Source organism: Antrihabitans stalactiti (assembly GCF_012932915.1).
GTDB classification, from domain to species: domain Bacteria; phylum Actinomycetota; class Actinomycetes; order Mycobacteriales; family Mycobacteriaceae; genus Antrihabitans; species Antrihabitans stalactiti.
The window spans coordinates 352739-367419 of sequence record NZ_VCQU01000006.1 but is presented as its reverse complement, the minus strand read 5'-3'; the positions used below and the strand labels follow the sequence as shown (position 1 = coordinate 367419).

The following is a 14681-nucleotide window of genomic DNA, read 5'->3' as shown; positions in this document are numbered from 1 at the left end:
CTCCAAAAAGACTCACAAGGGTAGGAGCGGGAGCCACTGCGCGACCTCGCTCGCCCGGCTCCCCGATGCCATGACCCTGGTTTCCTCGACTGCTTTCTCGAAGGTCAGGAGACCGGTGGCGAGGAGCAACCAGGTCCGGGCGTCGGTCTCGACAACATTGGGTGGCGTTCCTCTGGTGTGCCGCGGTCCGGAAATGCATTGCACTGCAACGAAAGGCGGGACTCGGACCTCCACCGACTTGCCCGGCGCGTCTTTTGCCAACGCACGGGCGCTGGTGCGTACAGCAGCTGCCAGCACTTTCCGGTCCGGGGCGGGGGTCGCTTCGTCGCGCAGCCACTCCGCCACGGCGAGAAGGTCAGCGCGAAGATCGCTCACGACTGGACCTTCGACGCCAGCACTGCCCCACCCACATTGAGGGCGAAATGGAGCAAAGCCGGTGCGACGACGCTGCCACCTCGATGCCGCAGCCAGCCGAACACCAGGCCCGCGAGGCTGGTGGCGACAACGGTCCCGACCACATTCTGCTCCGCTACCCGCGCAGGCTGGATGTGCCACAGGCCGAACGTCGCCGCACCGAGCACACCACCGACCTGCGGCCCGAACACGTTCTCCAGCAATGGATCCAAGGTGCCACGGAAGATCAGCTCCTCGGCATAGACCGTGCCGATCGGAATGTGCACCAGCGTCCACTCGGCAAGGTCGTCACGCGGCGCCTCGCCGACGGCCGCCCGAGCAGCAGGCAGCGATGCGACGACCCCATAGCCCGCCAGCGGCGCTACGGCCGCTGCAGCCCCGACGACCAGGCCGTCCCGCGTCAGCCACGGCACCCGCCTGCCCAGCGCGAGCCCGTAGCCCGTGGCGAAGCAGGCGTTCGCGAACGTGCGGCCGCGCGGACCGAGCCCGGCGGCGGGCAAGGCCCAGTTGCTCCACAGCAGCGGAACGGCGATTGCTGCACACGCCACGACGCGACCAGTCATTTCGCTTCTTGCTCTTGCTCGTCCAACGCATCGAGCACGGCGCGGACTCGTTCGGTGTCGGCCTGCGTCCAATCCGGCGGCGGCAACAACGCGACCCACGCGTCGAGTACCAACGTCCCGTACCGGTGACCGTGACCGGCGGGCACCGAGGTTGCATTGGTCAGGTCGGCAGCCACCTGCCAGAAGGTGACGACGGGCCGCCAGGTGACCTCGTTGGTCACGTCGGCGCCGCGTGGCTCGGACAACCAGTCCGGGCGCGAGAACAGCAGGTCCGGCGACCACCACACAATCGGATCCGACGGATGCTGCAGATACGCCACGCGTGGCATCAGCCACGGTCTCGGCGGCTGTTCCAGGTCTTCCTCATCGCCGCCGAATCGCACGACCAAGCCGTCGGCGTAGACCGGCTCGACCTCGGGACTTCCTGGGTCGCGGCGCGAAACGAATTGCCCCCAAATACGATTCGAGTTCGGCGGGCCCACCCACAGCGCACCGTCGACCTTGGACCGCAATTCCCCGATCCCGTCGAACGCAGCCTCGGAACCCTGCGACCCGAGGCTCTCCCCGTACACGAGCAACTTCGGCCGAAGTTCCTCCGGGCGTTGCGCCCAGTGTTCGTAGACCTTGTCGAACAAGATCGCGCCTGCCTCTGCAACCTTCGTGCGGTCGGCAAGAAACGACAGCACGCTCGGCAGATACGAATACTGCGTCGCGACAATCGCCGTGTCGCCGCCGTACATCAGCTCTATCGCCGACGCCGCCGTCGAGTTCACCCACCCGGTACCCGTCGTTGTGATGACGACGAGCACTTTTCGGTCGAAGGCGTGCGTCCGCTCCAGCTCGGCGACCGCGAGATCCGCCTGTGCCGCTGGGCCATTCGCGGACTCGAGGCCCGAGTACACCCGAATCGGCTCCTTCGCTGCCTTACCTGTCGTGAGTCCGATCAGCCCTGCGTCCAGGCCCTGCGATACGAACCAGCGACCTTCGGAACCGAGCGTCTTCCACGGAATCAGCGAAGACGGACTCCCGGACCGCTCAGGCCCTTGGGGCTGCACAGCGGCAGGCGACGTCTGATCGTTGCGAATGCTGAACAACGAGTTGGCTGCGGCGAAGAACCCGCGCGCGAGAACACCGTTGAACAACGTCACGGCAACTACGACGACGACGAACGAACCTACGGTCGGCGCAACCGATCTCGGAATGCGAATCCATCGATTCAACAGCTTCGCATTCCACCGCACAATCCTGCGGACCATGCGAAACGCCGCGACAATAGCAGTGATGACGACGAAACTCAGTGCGCCCGTACGAAAGTACGCAGGTGTCGTCGTGCCGACCATGCCCATGAGCGTCGATTGGTGCCGTTGCCATTGCGCAGCCAGCACCAGCATGTAGGCAGCGCCGCCGAGCACGGTCACCAGGATCGCTACCTTCAGACTGAACGAAACCCATTGCGGCGGCGCCGATATGCGCAATCGCGGCCGAATCAGCCTGCGGAACAGCCATTCCAACACACACCCGAGGCCATAACCCAGCGCAGCGTTGATCCCGCTGATCAGCCCTTGAAACATCCAATCCCGCGGCAGCAGTGATGGAGTCACCGACCACGCGAAGAAGATGCCGGCAACGACAAGTCCGACGAAGTTCAGATCTATCGCACGCCCGACCCGCGAGAGCCGCCGCGCGACGCGGCGCGCGGGGCTCTGTTCGACGGTAGCGATGGTCAATCCGCGTGCGTCCCGAACAACGCGGGCAGCGTTGCCTCGAACGTCGTGCGCAATTCGGTGAGGGGCACGTCGAACACGCCCTGGACCTCCACGGAGTCGGAGCCTTGGTCGACCACGCCGATGCGCACCCACGGCATCGACCGTGCGTCACACATCTTCGTGAACCGCGTTTCCTCCGTGCGCGGAACGGCGACCAACACGCGGCCAGCCGATTCGGAGAACAACGCGACAAATGGGTCGGCACCCTCGGGAAGGATTATCCGGCAACCAGTTTCGCCCGCGAGGGCTGCTTCGACGACGGTCTGCGCGAGACCACCTTCCGACAGGTCGTGCGCAGCGCTGATCATGCCGTCGCGCGAACCCGCAAGCAGAATCTCGGCGAGCAGTTGCTCACGAGCGAAGTCGACCTTCGGCGGTACGCCACCGAGGTGATCGTGCGCGACCTGGGCCCAGATCGATCCGCCGAATTCGTCGTGGGTATCGCCGAGCAGAATCAGGGTCTCCCCCAACTCGTGGCCGATGCCGGTCGGAATGCGCCGGTGCACGTCGTCGATGACACCGAGCACACCGACGACTGGCGTCGGCAGGATCGGCGTCCGACCGGTCTGGTTGTAGAAACTGACGTTGCCGCCCGTCACCGGAATGCCAAGCGTCGCACAGCCATCCGCGAGACCACGCACAGCTTGCTGGAACTGCCACATCACGCCGGGATCTTCGGGCGAGCCGAAGTTGAGGCAGTTGGTCACTGCTTTCGGGGTGGCGCCTGTGGTGGCGACGTTGCGGAACGCCTCGGCCAGCGCCAACTGCGCACCGGTGTACGGGTCGAGCTTCGTATAGCGGCCGGACGCATCCGTTGCCAAGGCAATACCCCGACCGGTTTCCTCGTCGATCCGGATCACGCCCGCATCGGCGTGCTCGGCGAGGACCGTGTTACCCCGGACGTAGCGGTCGTACTGCTCGACTATCCAACGGCGACTGCATAATTGCGGACTGCCGAGCATCTGCAGCAGGGTCGCGCGCAGTTCGTCAGGAGTTGACGGGCGGGGCAGCGAATCCGGCGATGCGGCAATCAGATCGTCCTGATCGGCCGGCCGTTCGACGGGCCGGGTGTAGACGGGACCCTCGTGCGCGACCGTGCGCGGCGGCACGTCCACGACGGTCTCGCCATTCCAGGAAATGACAAGATGGTCGCCGTCGGTGACCTCGCCGATGACCGTGGCCAGCACGTCCCACTTCTTGCAGACCGCCATGAACGCATCCACGTTCTCCGGTGTGACGACGGCGCACATGCGCTCTTGCGACTCGCTCGACAGCACCTCGGCCGGCGTCATATTCGTCGCCCGCAGCGGCACCTTGTCCAGATCGATATGCATACCACCGTCACCAGCAGCAGCCAGTTCAGAAGTGGCGCAAGACAATCCAGCGCCACCGAGATCCTGAATACCGACGACCAGCTTGGCGGCATACAGATCGAGGCAACACTCGATCAGCACCTTCTCGGTGAACGGGTCGCCGACCTGAACCGCAGGCAGCTTCTTGCGACCTGTGCCGGACTCGTCACCGGAGAACGTGTCGCTCGCCAGGACCGATACGCCACCGATTCCGTCGAGGCCAGTCCGCGCGCCGAACAGAATGATCTTGTTGCCCGCTCCGGACGCGAATGCAAGATGCAGGTCCTCGACTCGCATGACGCCTGCGCACAGCGCATTCACCAGCGGGTTTCCTGCATAGGATTCGTCGAAGACGGTCTCGCCGCCGACATTCGGCAGCCCGAGCGAGTTGCCGTAGCCGCCGACACCGCGCACGACACCGTCGACCACGCGACGGGTATCGGGAGCATCCGCGGCACCGAAGCGAAGCTGATCCATGACCGCGATCGGCCGCGCGCCCATCGCCATGATGTCGCGCACGATGCCGCCGACTCCGGTCGCCGCACCCTGATAGGGCTCGACATAGGACGGGTGATTGTGGCTTTCGACCTTGAACGTGACTGCCCAGCCGTCGCCGACGTCGACGACGCCCGCGTTCTCGCCGATGCCCGCGAGCATCGAGGCCCGCATCTCGTCGGTCGTGGTTTCACCGAAGTAGCGCAGATGCACCTTCGACGACTTGTACGAGCAGTGCTCGCTCCACATCACCGAGTACATCGCGAGCTCGGCATCAGTCGGCCGGCGACCGAGGATCTCCTTGATCCGCACATACTCGTCGTCCTTGAGACCGAGCTCTTTGTACGGCTGCGGGTTGTCGGGAGATGCTGCGGCTGCGCTGACGGTATCGACCTGCGTAGTCACGGAGAGTGGCGTCCTTTCGGTCCTGCGGGCGTGGAGCCTCGAAGAGAGTCTAGTCGGCCACTTTCCAGGTCACCGGGCCGTGAGGGCTTCCACGCACCACCGACCACTACCCAGGCGCCAGAAACGCCCCCAGCGCGTCGGAGTAGGCCTTGACGTCGTCGGCGCCCATCAGCTCGCGGGCGCTGTGCATGGCGAGCTGAGCTGCACCGACGTCGACCGTGGACAGTCCGGTCCGCGCAGCCGTGATCGGTCCGATCGTGGAGCCGCACGGCAGATCCGCGCGATGGACGTACCGCTGCAACGGCACCCCGGCTTGCTCGCACGCGAGGGCGAAAGCGCCGGCCCCGACCGCGTCCGTCGCGTACCGCAGGTTCTGATTCACCTTCAGCACCGGACCGCCGTTGATCGATATCCGGTGTGCAGGCTCGTGGCGCTCCGGGTAGTTCGGATGTGTTGCATGGGCCATGTCGCCGGAGGCACAGATCGACGCCGCCATCGCCCGCATGAAGTCTTGGCGATCGCCGCCACGATTCAGCACGATGCGCTCGAGAACGGTGCCGAGCAGGTCCGACTGGGCGCCTCGGTCCGAACCACTGCCGACCTCCTCGTGGTCGAACAACGCGAGCACCGGCGTCGACGGACCAGGATTGTCGGCCGCGGCCAGCAGCGCATGCAGTCCGGCGTAGCAGGTTCCCTGATTGTCCAGCCGTGGCGCGCTGACCAGCTCCGATTCGACACCGGTCACGCAACTGGGCGCCAGATCGTGCGTCATCAACTCCCACCCCAGTACCGAGTCGGCCGCCACGCCGGCTTCGGCACTGACGAACTCGATCAGGGAAGGCGAGCTGCCGGTCCCCCAGATCCCGTTGAGGTGGCGTTGTGGGTCGAGGTGCACGCCCTTGCGGTCCTCGCTGAGGTGAATGGCGAGCTGCGGCACCCGCAGGACCGCGCGGTCGATGCGGACGAGTTTCTGCTCGACGCCATTGCCCGTCCGTACTGCCAATCGTCCGGACAACCCGAGTTCGCGATCGAGCCACGAGTTGAGCCACGCGCCGCCGTACGGCTCCAGTCCGACGAGCTGCCATCCCGCGGACGTCAGGTCGGGATGCTGCTTGACGCGCAGATTGGGGCTGTCGGTATGGCCGCCGACGATCCGAAATCCCTGCGCGGAGCTGTCGGTGCTCCACGCGACCAACGATCCGCCGCGGATGACGTAGTAGCGGCCTGCCTCGGTCGGCCAGGCGTCGGCTTCCGCGAGTTCGACGAAGTCGTGACGCACCAACTCGGCGGCGGCGGTTTCGCAGACGTGGAACGGCGACGGGGACGCGTCGACGAACGCGCACAATCCATTTGCACTGGCGAGCGTGGCTGGCATGACTGCGATCCTAGGCAATAGGAGCAAAGTACCCAGGGCCACTCGAGTAGTCGTACTCAGTTGTCCCTCATCGGCGATCGGCAGAATTCGCGCATGACCACACCGAAACCGAAGTCCACCAACACCGCTGCCTTTTATCTACAAGCCATTCTCGCGTTCGGAGTCAGCCTCACCGGCACCATCGGTGGGATCTATTACCTGCCGATCGACGCGTGGCAGAAGAGCTTCCTCATCATGTCCGCATTGTTCCTCGTGACGAGCTGCTTCACCCTCGCCAAGGTGATTCGCGACCAGACCGAGCGCGACACGGTGCGTGAGCGAATCGACGAGGCGCGACTGGAAAAGCTTCTGGCCGATCACGATCCGTTCAAGACGGCTGCGTGACGCGCCGCAGCGCGAGTGCCGTGATCGCGGTCGCGAGCAACGCGCTGGCTCCGGATACGACGAGAGTCGTCGGCGCGTCGGTGAGCGACAGCAGCACTCCACCCAGCAGATACGACGCGCCTGCCGCGACGCCGACGAGGCCGTAGACGGTGCCGAACACGCGGCCGAGTACTTCTCTCGGCACGGTCCGTTGTAGGTAGGTGTTGACGCCGACGTCGAGCGCGGCGAGCCCGAGCCCGCGGATCACCTGAATCAGCAGCGCCGCGACCACCGCGCCGGCTAGCCCGGTCAACAGGTTGCCTGCGCTGCTGACTGCGAACCCGACGATCAGCAGGACCAGCGCAGACGTGCGCGAGGCGTATCGAGCCAGCAACGGATATCCGATGGCGAGCCCGATTCCGACACCCGCGTACAGCGCGGCAGCAGCAGCGTCGGAGCTGTGTAGGGCGTCCTTCGCCAAGAAGACGAGCGCGACGTCGTCGACGCCGGTCAGCGCAACGACCACGAAGAAGCCGATCGCGACAACTCGGACCGTCGGCGTCGACCACAAGAACCCGATGCCCGCGCGGGTGGCGGAAATGATCCCCTCGTGTGGGCCGGCGACGGCCGGCTCGAGTGCAGGTAATCCCAGCAGGACCAACGCTGCAATCGCGAAGCTGACGCTGGTGAGAACGAGTAGTCCCTGCACTCCGAGAAAGGTGAACAGCGCCGCGGCACCGAGCGGTCCGGCGGCTTCCATTCCGTAGGTCCCGGCGCCGAGGGTCGAATTCGCAGCCTCGACGTCACTGTCGTCGACGATCGACGGGACGGCGCTGCGCGACGCGGGCAGATAGATCTGGGCCGCCAAGCCCCGGACCACAACGAGCACTAGGAGCACAGGTAGCGGCGGCAGCGTGGCGGCGATGATCGCGGTGAACGCGGCTTGGGTCAGTTCGCAGCCGATCAGCACCTTGCGCAGGTCGAACCGGTCAGCGATCGCGCCTGCGAGCGGACCGAACAATCCCGGCACGAAATCGACAGCGAACAACAGCATCGCTGCGGCGATCGCAGCCGCCGCCGCACCTTGGAGGTGGACCAGCAACGCCACCAAGCCCAGCGATTCGCCGAGGTAGGAGGTCGCGCGCGACGTCCATAGGATGCGAAACCGAGCACTACGGCGAAGCAGTGAGCGACGCCGACTCATTCGTGGATTAAGCCGACACCAGCGAATCGAGCAACGAGAGGAACATGCCGAGACCGTCGTCGCTCGGCCCGGTCAGTGCCTCGGTCGCGTGCTCGGGATGCGGCATCAGCCCCACGACACGGCCGTTCGCGGAGGTGATTCCGGCGATGCTGTTTTGCGAGCCGTTCGGATTCTCACCCGAGTAGCGGAACACCACGCGGCCTTCGCCTTCGAGTTCGTCCAACACTTTCTGTGGCGCCTGGAAACGGCCCTCGCCGGACTTCAGCGGCACAAGGATCTCCGCATTCGGCTCGTACCGCGACGACCACGCTGTCGCGTTGGACGCGACCGTCAGCCACTGATCACGGCAGATGAAGTGCAGATTTTCGTTGCGGGTCAAAGCGCCCGGCAGCAAACCGGATTCGCACAGCACCTGGAAGCCGTTGCAGATTCCGAGGACCGGCAAACCGCCTTGCGCGCCGCGAATCACTTCGCCCATCACGGGTGCGAAGCGGGCGATCGCGCCGGCCCGCAAGTAGTCGCCGTACGAGAATCCGCCCGGGACGATGACGGCGTCGACGCCTTTGAGATCCGCGTCGGCATGCCACAAGCTGACCGCCTCGGCGCCCGAGAGCCGGACCGCACGTGCTGCATCGACGTCATCGAGCGTCCCTGGGAACGTGATGACCCCTACCCGGGCAGTCATGACAGGCGGGTCACTTTCCACTCTTCGATCACCGTGTTGCACAGCAGTGATTCAGCGATCTTCGCCAGCTCGGCATCGTCGACTGCATCGTCGACCTCGAGCTCGAACCGCTTTCCCTGCCGTACGTCCGAGACACCGGCGAACCCCAGGCGCGGTAGCGCGCCGACGATGGCCTGCCCCTGCGGATCCAAGATCTCGGCCTTCGGCATGACATCGACCACGACACGCGCCACGTGCTGCTCCTCGTTGTTTTGCTGTGGAGACTCCCGACGCGGGCAGTTTACCGGCCCTAAGGTGGAGACATGCGCGTCAGCCATTTCAGACACTCCTGCATCCTGGTCGAGACCAACGATTCGAAGATCCTTTTCGACCCCGGCAACTTCTCCCACGGCTTCGAGGGAATCGACGGGCTCGACGCAATCTTCATCACCCATCAGCACCCGGACCATGCCGACCCAGCACGCCTACCTGCATTGATAGAGGCGAATCCCGGTGCGAAGCTGTTCGCCGATCCGCAGTCGGCCGCGCAGTTCGGTGACGCCTGGACCCCCGTGGCCTCCGGACAGGTCGTCGAACTCGGGCAGACGCGAATCACAGGCGCCGGTGGGCGGCACGCGGTCATCCACCCAGACCTTCCAGTGATCGACAACACCGTCTACCTGGTGGGCACCGCCGAGGAGCCCGCTCAACTACTTCATCCCGGCGACTCGCTGTTCGTGCCGTCGTATCCGGTCGACATCCTCGCGCTCCCCGCTGCAGCGCCGTGGATGAAGCTCAGTGAGACCGTCGACTATCTACGAGCGGTCAAGCCACGCTTCGCCTTTCCGATCCACCAAGAGGTGGTCTCGGATGCGGGGCGCGGGATCTACTACGCGCGGCTAGCCGAAATGGCGCCTGAGGGAACCGAATTCAAGGTGCTGCCAGAAGAGGAATCGCTCCAGCTCCGCTGAGCTGAACATCCGTCGTGAGGCTTACGCAGCGCGGGTCGCTGCCAGCGGGCTCCAACGGTAAATGCTCGGGTGAGCACCGTGATACAGCGCGAGGTCGACCGCGTCGAGCATCGCTTGGCGCGGTCCGGACCTGCCAAGTTGCTTCGCCGAAACGGCGAGCCGCAATGTGCCACCGCGGCGGGCGATGCGGCCCGAGCCCATGACCAATGCCCGACACCACCACGGTTCGGCGCGGAAACCTTCGCCGATGCCGATCACCCGCGCGCGGACCGAGGTGGACCGTTCGAGGTCGTGGACTGCGGTCAGCCCGGCGACGAGCCGGAAGCCGAGGTCGGGGAGAACAGCCATGGCGCCGTCCGATGCAGACCATTGCGGAGCCGCAAAGAGCCTGGTCCGCAAGCCGGTCTGCTCCATCACGCGGTCGGCCGCAGTCAGTCGCAACCTGGCCTCGTGCTCGGGCAGGCCGGCGAACTCCGCCTTTCGCCTGCCCGTCGCTGCCTGGTCGTAGCCGTGCAGGACGATCGAGTCGCCGTCGTCACGCCGTCGGCGCAGCCATTCCTGCGTCGGCTCGTCGCGGACGAGGCGGTACTTGTCCTTCAGCCGGGGCGCGACGAGCAGCGACAGCGGTACGCCGCGCCGATCCATCTCGCCGGCAAATTTCTTCGCTGCCCCAAGGGTCTCGTCCCTGATCCCCGAAATCGAAACGATCAGTTCACCGCTCATGGGTTTCACAGTCGCATCCGCAGGTGTACACGCAGTTCCTGCAGCGTGACTGTCGGACGAATTCGGTGGAAAACCGCTCAGTTCGGCAGGATTGCTTCGATCGCTGCGATCACCTCGGGCGAATCGGGTGTCGTCCGCGGGCGGAAGCGATTCGCCACGGTCCCGTCAGGTGCGATCAAGAACTTTTCGAAGTTCCACTGGATGTCGCCGCTCTTGCCGTCTGCATCAGGCGTTTGTGTGAGCTCGGCGTAGATCGGGTGGCGCTGGGCACCGTTGACTTCGAGCTTCTCCAGCAACGGAAACGTCACCCCGTAGGTGGACGAGCAGAACGTCTGAATCTCTTCTGCCGTACCAGGTTCCTGCCCCATGAACTGATTGCACGGCGCTCCGATCACGGTGAGGCCGCGGTCGGCATACTCGGTCGCGAGCTTCTCCAACGCCGAATACTGTGGCGTGAGGCCACATTTCGACGCAACGTTCACGAGAAGGACAGCCCGACCGCTGTATTCGCCGAGCGAGGTCGGCACGCCGCCGAGTGTGTTTACTGCAATATTGGTCAGGTCCATGAATTCAGGCTAGCGCGCATGCGAAAAGGGAGCCGCATTCGCATGCGACTCCCTCTTCTACCGCTCCGCTAGGCGCTGACGAGCTCCTTCTTTTCGGCGGGAGCCTTGTCTTCGGGGAGATGGTCGTCGACCATCAGTTCCTCGTCGAAGGGCAACTTGCCTGCGAGGACAGCCTTCACCTGAGCGTTGTCGATCGTCTTGGTCCAGGTACCGACGAGGACGGTGGCGACGGCATTGCCGGAGAAGTTGGTGACCGCGCGGGCTTCGGACATGAACCGGTCGATGCCGACGATCAAGCCGACTCCGTCGAGCAGTTCGGGCCGGTGGCTCTGCAGTCCGCCTGCCAGCGTTGCCAGGCCTGCACCGCTGACTCCTGCTGCGCCCTTGGAGGCGATGATCATGAAGGCGAGCAGCGAGAACTGCTCGGCGAGAGCGAGCGGCTGGCCCATCGCGTCGGCGATGAAGATCGATGCCATGGTCAGGTAGATCGCGGTGCCGTCGAGGTTGAACGAGTAGCCGGTCGGTACAACGACTCCGACGGTGGTCCGCTGGACGCCGAGGTGCTCCATCTTTGCGATCAACCGCGGCAGGGCCGACTCGGACGACGACGTCGCGACGATGAGCAGGTACTCCCTGGCCAAGTAGCGGACCAGGCGGAAGATCGAGAATCCGGAGACCCACTTGAGGATGAGGCCGAGGACGCCGAAGACGAAGATTGCGCAGGTCAGGTAGAAGGCCAGCATCAGGGTGCCGAGCTGGACGACCGCGTTGAGGCCGGTCTGTCCGACCACGTTCGCGATGGCGCCGAATGCGCCGATCGGGGCGAGCCACAGAATCATCGACAGGATTCGGAAGACGAGTTTCTGGATCGAACCGATACCCCGAAGGATCGGTTCACCGGTCTTGCCGAGCGCTTGGATCCCGAACCCGACGAGAAGCGCGACGAACAACGTCTGCAGCACGCTTCCTGCGGTCAGCGACGACAGCAGCGACGTTGGGATGATGCTCTGGAGGAACTCCATCGTGCCGCCTGCGCCATGCGCCGTTTCGGCATATTTCTCGCCTGCGCTGGCATGCGCCGAGATGTCGAGGCCACTGCCCGGTTGGATGATGTTGCCGACCACCAGGCCGATTCCCAATGCGACAGTCGACATCGACACGAAGTAGGCGAGTGCGATGCCACCGACCTTGCCGACGCTCGCGGCGGCTTTCACCGAGCCGATGCCGAGCACGATCGTGCAGAAGATGACGGGGCTGATCATCATCTTGATCAAGCTGATGAACATCGTGCCGAGCACGCCCACCGACTTGCCGACGCCTGGCGCGAGCCAGCCGACGAGTATCCCGGCGAACACCGCAACGATCACCGACATGTAGAGCCAGTGTGTGCGGTCATGCTTCTTTTGACCTTGTTCTTTCGGGGTGGTCGGGGCGCTCATTGCGTTTCCTCTCGCGAGCCGGGTACGAAGTGAGGTGAATCACTTCGCCTCATGAGGAGAATGTTCCCCGTGGGACGTGACGCTAGTCACGATTGCGTTCATTACTTTCAAGGAGGCGACGTGGCCAGGGGTCGGGTATCGCTCGCGCGGCAAGTCCTGATCCTGCAGCTAGCCGTCCTGACGGTCGTTATCGCCGCGGGCGCGATACTGGCCGTGTTCGACGCCCGCCGCGACAGCGACGACGCCACCCGCCAGGAGGTGCTCGGCATCGCCGTCAGCCTCGCGCAGGCCAAATCGACCGCCGAGGCGCTGCACTCGCCCGATCCCACTGCGATTCTGCAACCACAGACCGAACGAATCCGGATCGCGACCGGCATGGATTTCATCGTCGTGATGGCACCGGACCGGACCCGCTTCACCCATACGAACGTCGACCAGATCGGAAAACCGTTCAGCGGCAACATCGACCGAGCACTGCGGGGTGAAACCTTCACCGAGACATATACGGGATCGCTCGGTCCGTCGATCCGGTCGGTCACACCGATCTACGACAACGGCGCCATCATCGGCCTCGTGTCAGCCGGCGTGACGCGAGCCAAGATCAGCGAACAGGTCAAGCACGGAATTCCCGTCATCCTCGGAATCACCGCCGCCGGACTTGCTTTGGCAACGATCGGATCCGTCCTCCTCAGTCGACGGCTTCGCCGCCAGACCCTCGGCATGGCCCCCGCCGAGCTGCGGACCATGTACGAGCACCACGACGCAGTACTGCATTCGATCCGGGAAGGCCTGTTGGTGTTTCCTTCGCGCTCACCCGACGTCGCCGAAGTCGTCAACGACGAAGCCAGAAGGCTCCTCGATCTGCCCGAGGGAGCGGTCCGGCGTACGGACCTACCCGAATCGATGCAGGTCCTGACGCCGGTCGTCGTGCGGGACGAGATGCATGTGACACCGAATCGGGTGTTGGTGGTCAACCGAGACCCCGTCGAATGGGAGGGCCGCACCATCGGAACGGTGCTGACGATCCGCGATCACACCGAACTGGAAGGCGTCATCGGTGAACTCGACTCGGTCCGCGGCTTCGCGGAGTCGCTACGATCGCAGGCCCACGAGTCCGCGAATCGGCTGCACACAGTGATCACGATGGTCGAACTCGGCCGATACGACGAGGCAGTCCAATTCGCCACCGCCGAACTCGAACTCTCCCAGCATCTGATCGACCGCTTGATGGGATCGGTCCAGGAACCGGCGTTGGCGGCACTGCTGCTCGGCAAGGTCGGGCAGGCGTCGGAACGCGGTGTCGAGCTGACCATCAGCGACGACACCGCACTCGACTCCCCTGCCCCGCTCACCACGCACGAGGCTGTCACGCTGATCGGCAACCTTGCTGACAACGCCATCGACGCGGCGTTATCCTCACCCGATGCGTGGGTCGAAGTGACTGTGCAAGAGGTCGATTCACAGCTCGTCGTCAAGGTGGCCGACAGCGGTCCTGGGATGTCGGCCGACGACCTCGCACGGGCGAGGAGTCGCGGCTATTCGACGAAAGACAATCATCGCGGGCTCGGCCTTGCCCTGGTCAGCCAACTCGTCGCCCGCTATCGCGGAACCATCACTGCGGAAAGAAAACCCGCTGCGGAAGTGGTCGTGACGATCCCCCGGACCGCATCATGATCCGGGTGATGATCGTCGAAGACGAGAAGCTCATCGCGACGGCGCATCAGACCTACGTCGAGCGGATGTCGGGGTTCGAGGTCGCCGCCGTGGTGCACACCGGGCGCGACGCGATGCGCGCAGCGACCACGGCCGCCGCAGCGGGTACGCCGATCGACTTGGTACTCATGGACATCGGGCTACCAGACGCCAGCGGTCTCGACGTCGCGGCGGCGCTCGGGGGCGTTCGCCCAAGTCCGGACGTCATCGCGATCACCTCGGCGCGCGATCTCGCCATGGTGCGGTCCGCGGTGGCGCACGGAGTGATGCTCTATCTGCTGAAGCCCTTCACCTTCGCCGCCTTCCGCGACAAGCTCGAGCGCTACCTCGAATTTCGAAATGCGTTGCCCGAAGGGGAATCAGCGGTCAGCCAGCGCGATATCGACCGTGCGATGGGCGTGCTTCGCACCCCGGAAGAACGCACTGCTTCCCCGAAAGGCATTGCGCCGCAGACGTCGGACGAGATCGCGCGGGTAGTGCGCGCCGCCCCGAATGGTTTGGGCGCAACAGAAGTCGGCAAGTCGGTCGGCGTTTCACGCGTGACGGCGTGGCGCTATCTGGAGAAATTGGCTGACGACGGAATCCTCCAGCGACGGACCGAATACGGGAAGGCTGGTCGGCCGCAGGTCCTGTACGTCTGGCGCTAACCCTGTGCGCGCGTCTCACCC

Annotated in this window: 15 protein-coding genes; 4 read left to right on the top strand and 11 right to left on the bottom strand. The window is 64.8% G+C overall.

The window, feature by feature from the left end; translation table 11 throughout:
- Positions 1-12: 12 nt before the first annotated feature.
- From FGL95_RS18990 to FGL95_RS18970, 5 genes are all read right to left on the bottom strand, one after another.
- Positions 13-375 carry a sterol carrier family protein gene (locus FGL95_RS18990; protein WP_338079923.1) on the bottom strand — a complete coding sequence of 121 codons (363 nt, stop codon included), beginning with the start codon at positions 373-375 and terminating at the stop codon, positions 13-15.
- Complete coding sequence (locus FGL95_RS18985; protein ID WP_169589690.1) at positions 372-977, bottom strand: CPBP family intramembrane glutamic endopeptidase; 606 nt, start codon at positions 975-977, stop codon at positions 372-374. The genes FGL95_RS18990 and FGL95_RS18985 overlap by 4 nt, the downstream gene beginning before the upstream one ends.
- Positions 974-2704 carry an alpha/beta hydrolase gene (locus tag FGL95_RS18980; protein ID WP_206072036.1) on the bottom strand — a complete coding sequence of 577 codons (1731 nt, stop codon included), beginning with the start codon at positions 2702-2704 and terminating at the stop codon, positions 974-976. Before FGL95_RS18980 ends, FGL95_RS18985 begins: the two co-directional genes overlap by 4 nt.
- Positions 2701-4995 (bottom strand): phosphoribosylformylglycinamidine synthase subunit PurL, encoded by a 2295-nt coding sequence (purL, locus tag FGL95_RS18975; RefSeq protein WP_169589688.1) that lies wholly within the window; start codon positions 4993-4995, stop codon positions 2701-2703. Before purL ends, FGL95_RS18980 begins: the two co-directional genes overlap by 4 nt.
- 106 nt (positions 4996-5101) lie before the next feature.
- On the bottom strand, positions 5102-6370 hold the full coding sequence (locus tag FGL95_RS18970) for a M18 family aminopeptidase (RefSeq protein ID WP_169589686.1): 1269 nt from the start codon (positions 6368-6370) through the stop codon (positions 5102-5104).
- A gap of 93 nt (positions 6371-6463) precedes the next feature.
- Here FGL95_RS18970 and FGL95_RS18965 point away from each other — a divergent pair, with 93 nt between their 5' ends.
- Positions 6464-6754: a YiaA/YiaB family inner membrane protein gene (locus tag FGL95_RS18965; protein ID WP_169589684.1), complete on the top strand. Its 291-nt coding sequence runs from the start codon at positions 6464-6466 to the stop codon at positions 6752-6754.
- Here the strand turns inward: FGL95_RS18965 and FGL95_RS18960 are convergent.
- From FGL95_RS18960 to purS, 3 genes are read right to left on the bottom strand one after another with little or no spacing between them, the layout of a single operon-like run.
- The gene (locus FGL95_RS18960; RefSeq protein WP_169589682.1) at positions 6738-7937 is read right to left on the bottom strand and encodes an MFS transporter; all 1200 of its coding nucleotides are present in this window, start codon (positions 7935-7937) and stop codon (positions 6738-6740) included. The two genes, FGL95_RS18965 and FGL95_RS18960, sit on opposite strands and share 17 nt — an antisense overlap.
- A 7-nt stretch (positions 7938-7944) precedes the next feature.
- On the bottom strand, positions 7945-8622 hold the full coding sequence (purQ, locus tag FGL95_RS18955; protein ID WP_169589680.1) for a phosphoribosylformylglycinamidine synthase subunit PurQ: 678 nt from the start codon (positions 8620-8622) through the stop codon (positions 7945-7947).
- Positions 8619-8855, bottom strand: a complete 237-nt coding sequence (gene purS / locus FGL95_RS18950) for a phosphoribosylformylglycinamidine synthase subunit PurS (RefSeq protein ID WP_169589678.1) — start codon at positions 8853-8855, stop codon at positions 8619-8621. The genes purQ and purS overlap by 4 nt, the downstream gene beginning before the upstream one ends.
- A 69-nt stretch (positions 8856-8924) precedes the next feature.
- On the opposite strand from purS, the gene FGL95_RS18945 reads away from it, so the two are divergent.
- Positions 8925-9572, top strand: coding sequence for an MBL fold metallo-hydrolase (locus tag FGL95_RS18945; RefSeq protein WP_169589675.1), 648 nt, complete (start codon positions 8925-8927; stop codon positions 9570-9572).
- 21 nt (positions 9573-9593) lie between these two features.
- On the opposite strand, the gene FGL95_RS18940 is transcribed toward FGL95_RS18945, so the two are convergent.
- From FGL95_RS18940 to FGL95_RS18930, 3 genes are all read right to left on the bottom strand, one after another.
- Positions 9594-10295 (bottom strand): DUF2334 domain-containing protein, encoded by a 702-nt coding sequence (locus tag FGL95_RS18940; RefSeq protein WP_169589673.1) that lies wholly within the window; start codon positions 10293-10295, stop codon positions 9594-9596.
- A 77-nt stretch (positions 10296-10372) separates the two neighbouring features.
- Positions 10373-10861, bottom strand: a complete 489-nt coding sequence (locus FGL95_RS18935) for a glutathione peroxidase (RefSeq protein ID WP_169589670.1) — start codon at positions 10859-10861, stop codon at positions 10373-10375.
- 68 nt (positions 10862-10929) lie between these two features.
- A complete protein-coding gene (locus FGL95_RS18930; RefSeq protein ID WP_169589668.1) occupies positions 10930-12300 on the bottom strand; it encodes a cation:dicarboxylate symporter family transporter in 1371 nt (456 codons plus the stop codon).
- A 120-nt stretch (positions 12301-12420) separates the two neighbouring features.
- Here FGL95_RS18930 and FGL95_RS18925 point away from each other — a divergent pair, with 120 nt between their 5' ends.
- Positions 12421-13974, top strand: coding sequence for an ATP-binding protein (locus FGL95_RS18925; RefSeq protein ID WP_338079922.1), 1554 nt, complete (start codon positions 12421-12423; stop codon positions 13972-13974).
- The gene (locus FGL95_RS18920; protein ID WP_169589665.1) at positions 13971-14660 is read left to right on the top strand and encodes a response regulator; all 690 of its coding nucleotides are present in this window, start codon (positions 13971-13973) and stop codon (positions 14658-14660) included. Before FGL95_RS18925 ends, FGL95_RS18920 begins: the two co-directional genes overlap by 4 nt.
- The last annotated feature ends 21 nt before the right edge of the window (positions 14661-14681 follow it).

What these genes read in the sequence shown, in the direction of transcription:
- FGL95_RS18985 (WP_169589690.1), bottom strand. Translation starts at nt 977, where the DNA reads ATGACTGGTCGCGTCGTGGCGTGTGCAGCAATCGCCGTTCCGCTGCTG.
- FGL95_RS18970 (WP_169589686.1), bottom strand. Translation starts at nt 6,370, where the DNA reads ATGCCAGCCACGCTCGCCAGTGCAAATGGATTGTGCGCGTTCGTCGAC.
- FGL95_RS18965 (WP_169589684.1), top strand. Translation starts at nt 6,464, where the DNA reads ATGACCACACCGAAACCGAAGTCCACCAACACCGCTGCCTTTTATCTA.
- FGL95_RS18960 (WP_169589682.1), bottom strand. Translation starts at nt 7,937, where the DNA reads ATGAGTCGGCGTCGCTCACTGCTTCGCCGTAGTGCTCGGTTTCGCATC.
- purQ (WP_169589680.1), bottom strand. Translation starts at nt 8,622, where the DNA reads ATGACTGCCCGGGTAGGGGTCATCACGTTCCCAGGGACGCTCGATGAC.
- FGL95_RS18945 (WP_169589675.1), top strand. Translation starts at nt 8,925, where the DNA reads ATGCGCGTCAGCCATTTCAGACACTCCTGCATCCTGGTCGAGACCAAC.
- FGL95_RS18940 (WP_169589673.1), bottom strand. Translation starts at nt 10,295, where the DNA reads ATGAGCGGTGAACTGATCGTTTCGATTTCGGGGATCAGGGACGAGACC.
- FGL95_RS18935 (WP_169589670.1), bottom strand. Translation starts at nt 10,861, where the DNA reads ATGGACCTGACCAATATTGCAGTAAACACACTCGGCGGCGTGCCGACC.
- FGL95_RS18930 (WP_169589668.1), bottom strand. Translation starts at nt 12,300, where the DNA reads ATGAGCGCCCCGACCACCCCGAAAGAACAAGGTCAAAAGAAGCATGAC.
- FGL95_RS18920 (WP_169589665.1), top strand. Translation starts at nt 13,971, where the DNA reads ATGATCCGGGTGATGATCGTCGAAGACGAGAAGCTCATCGCGACGGCG.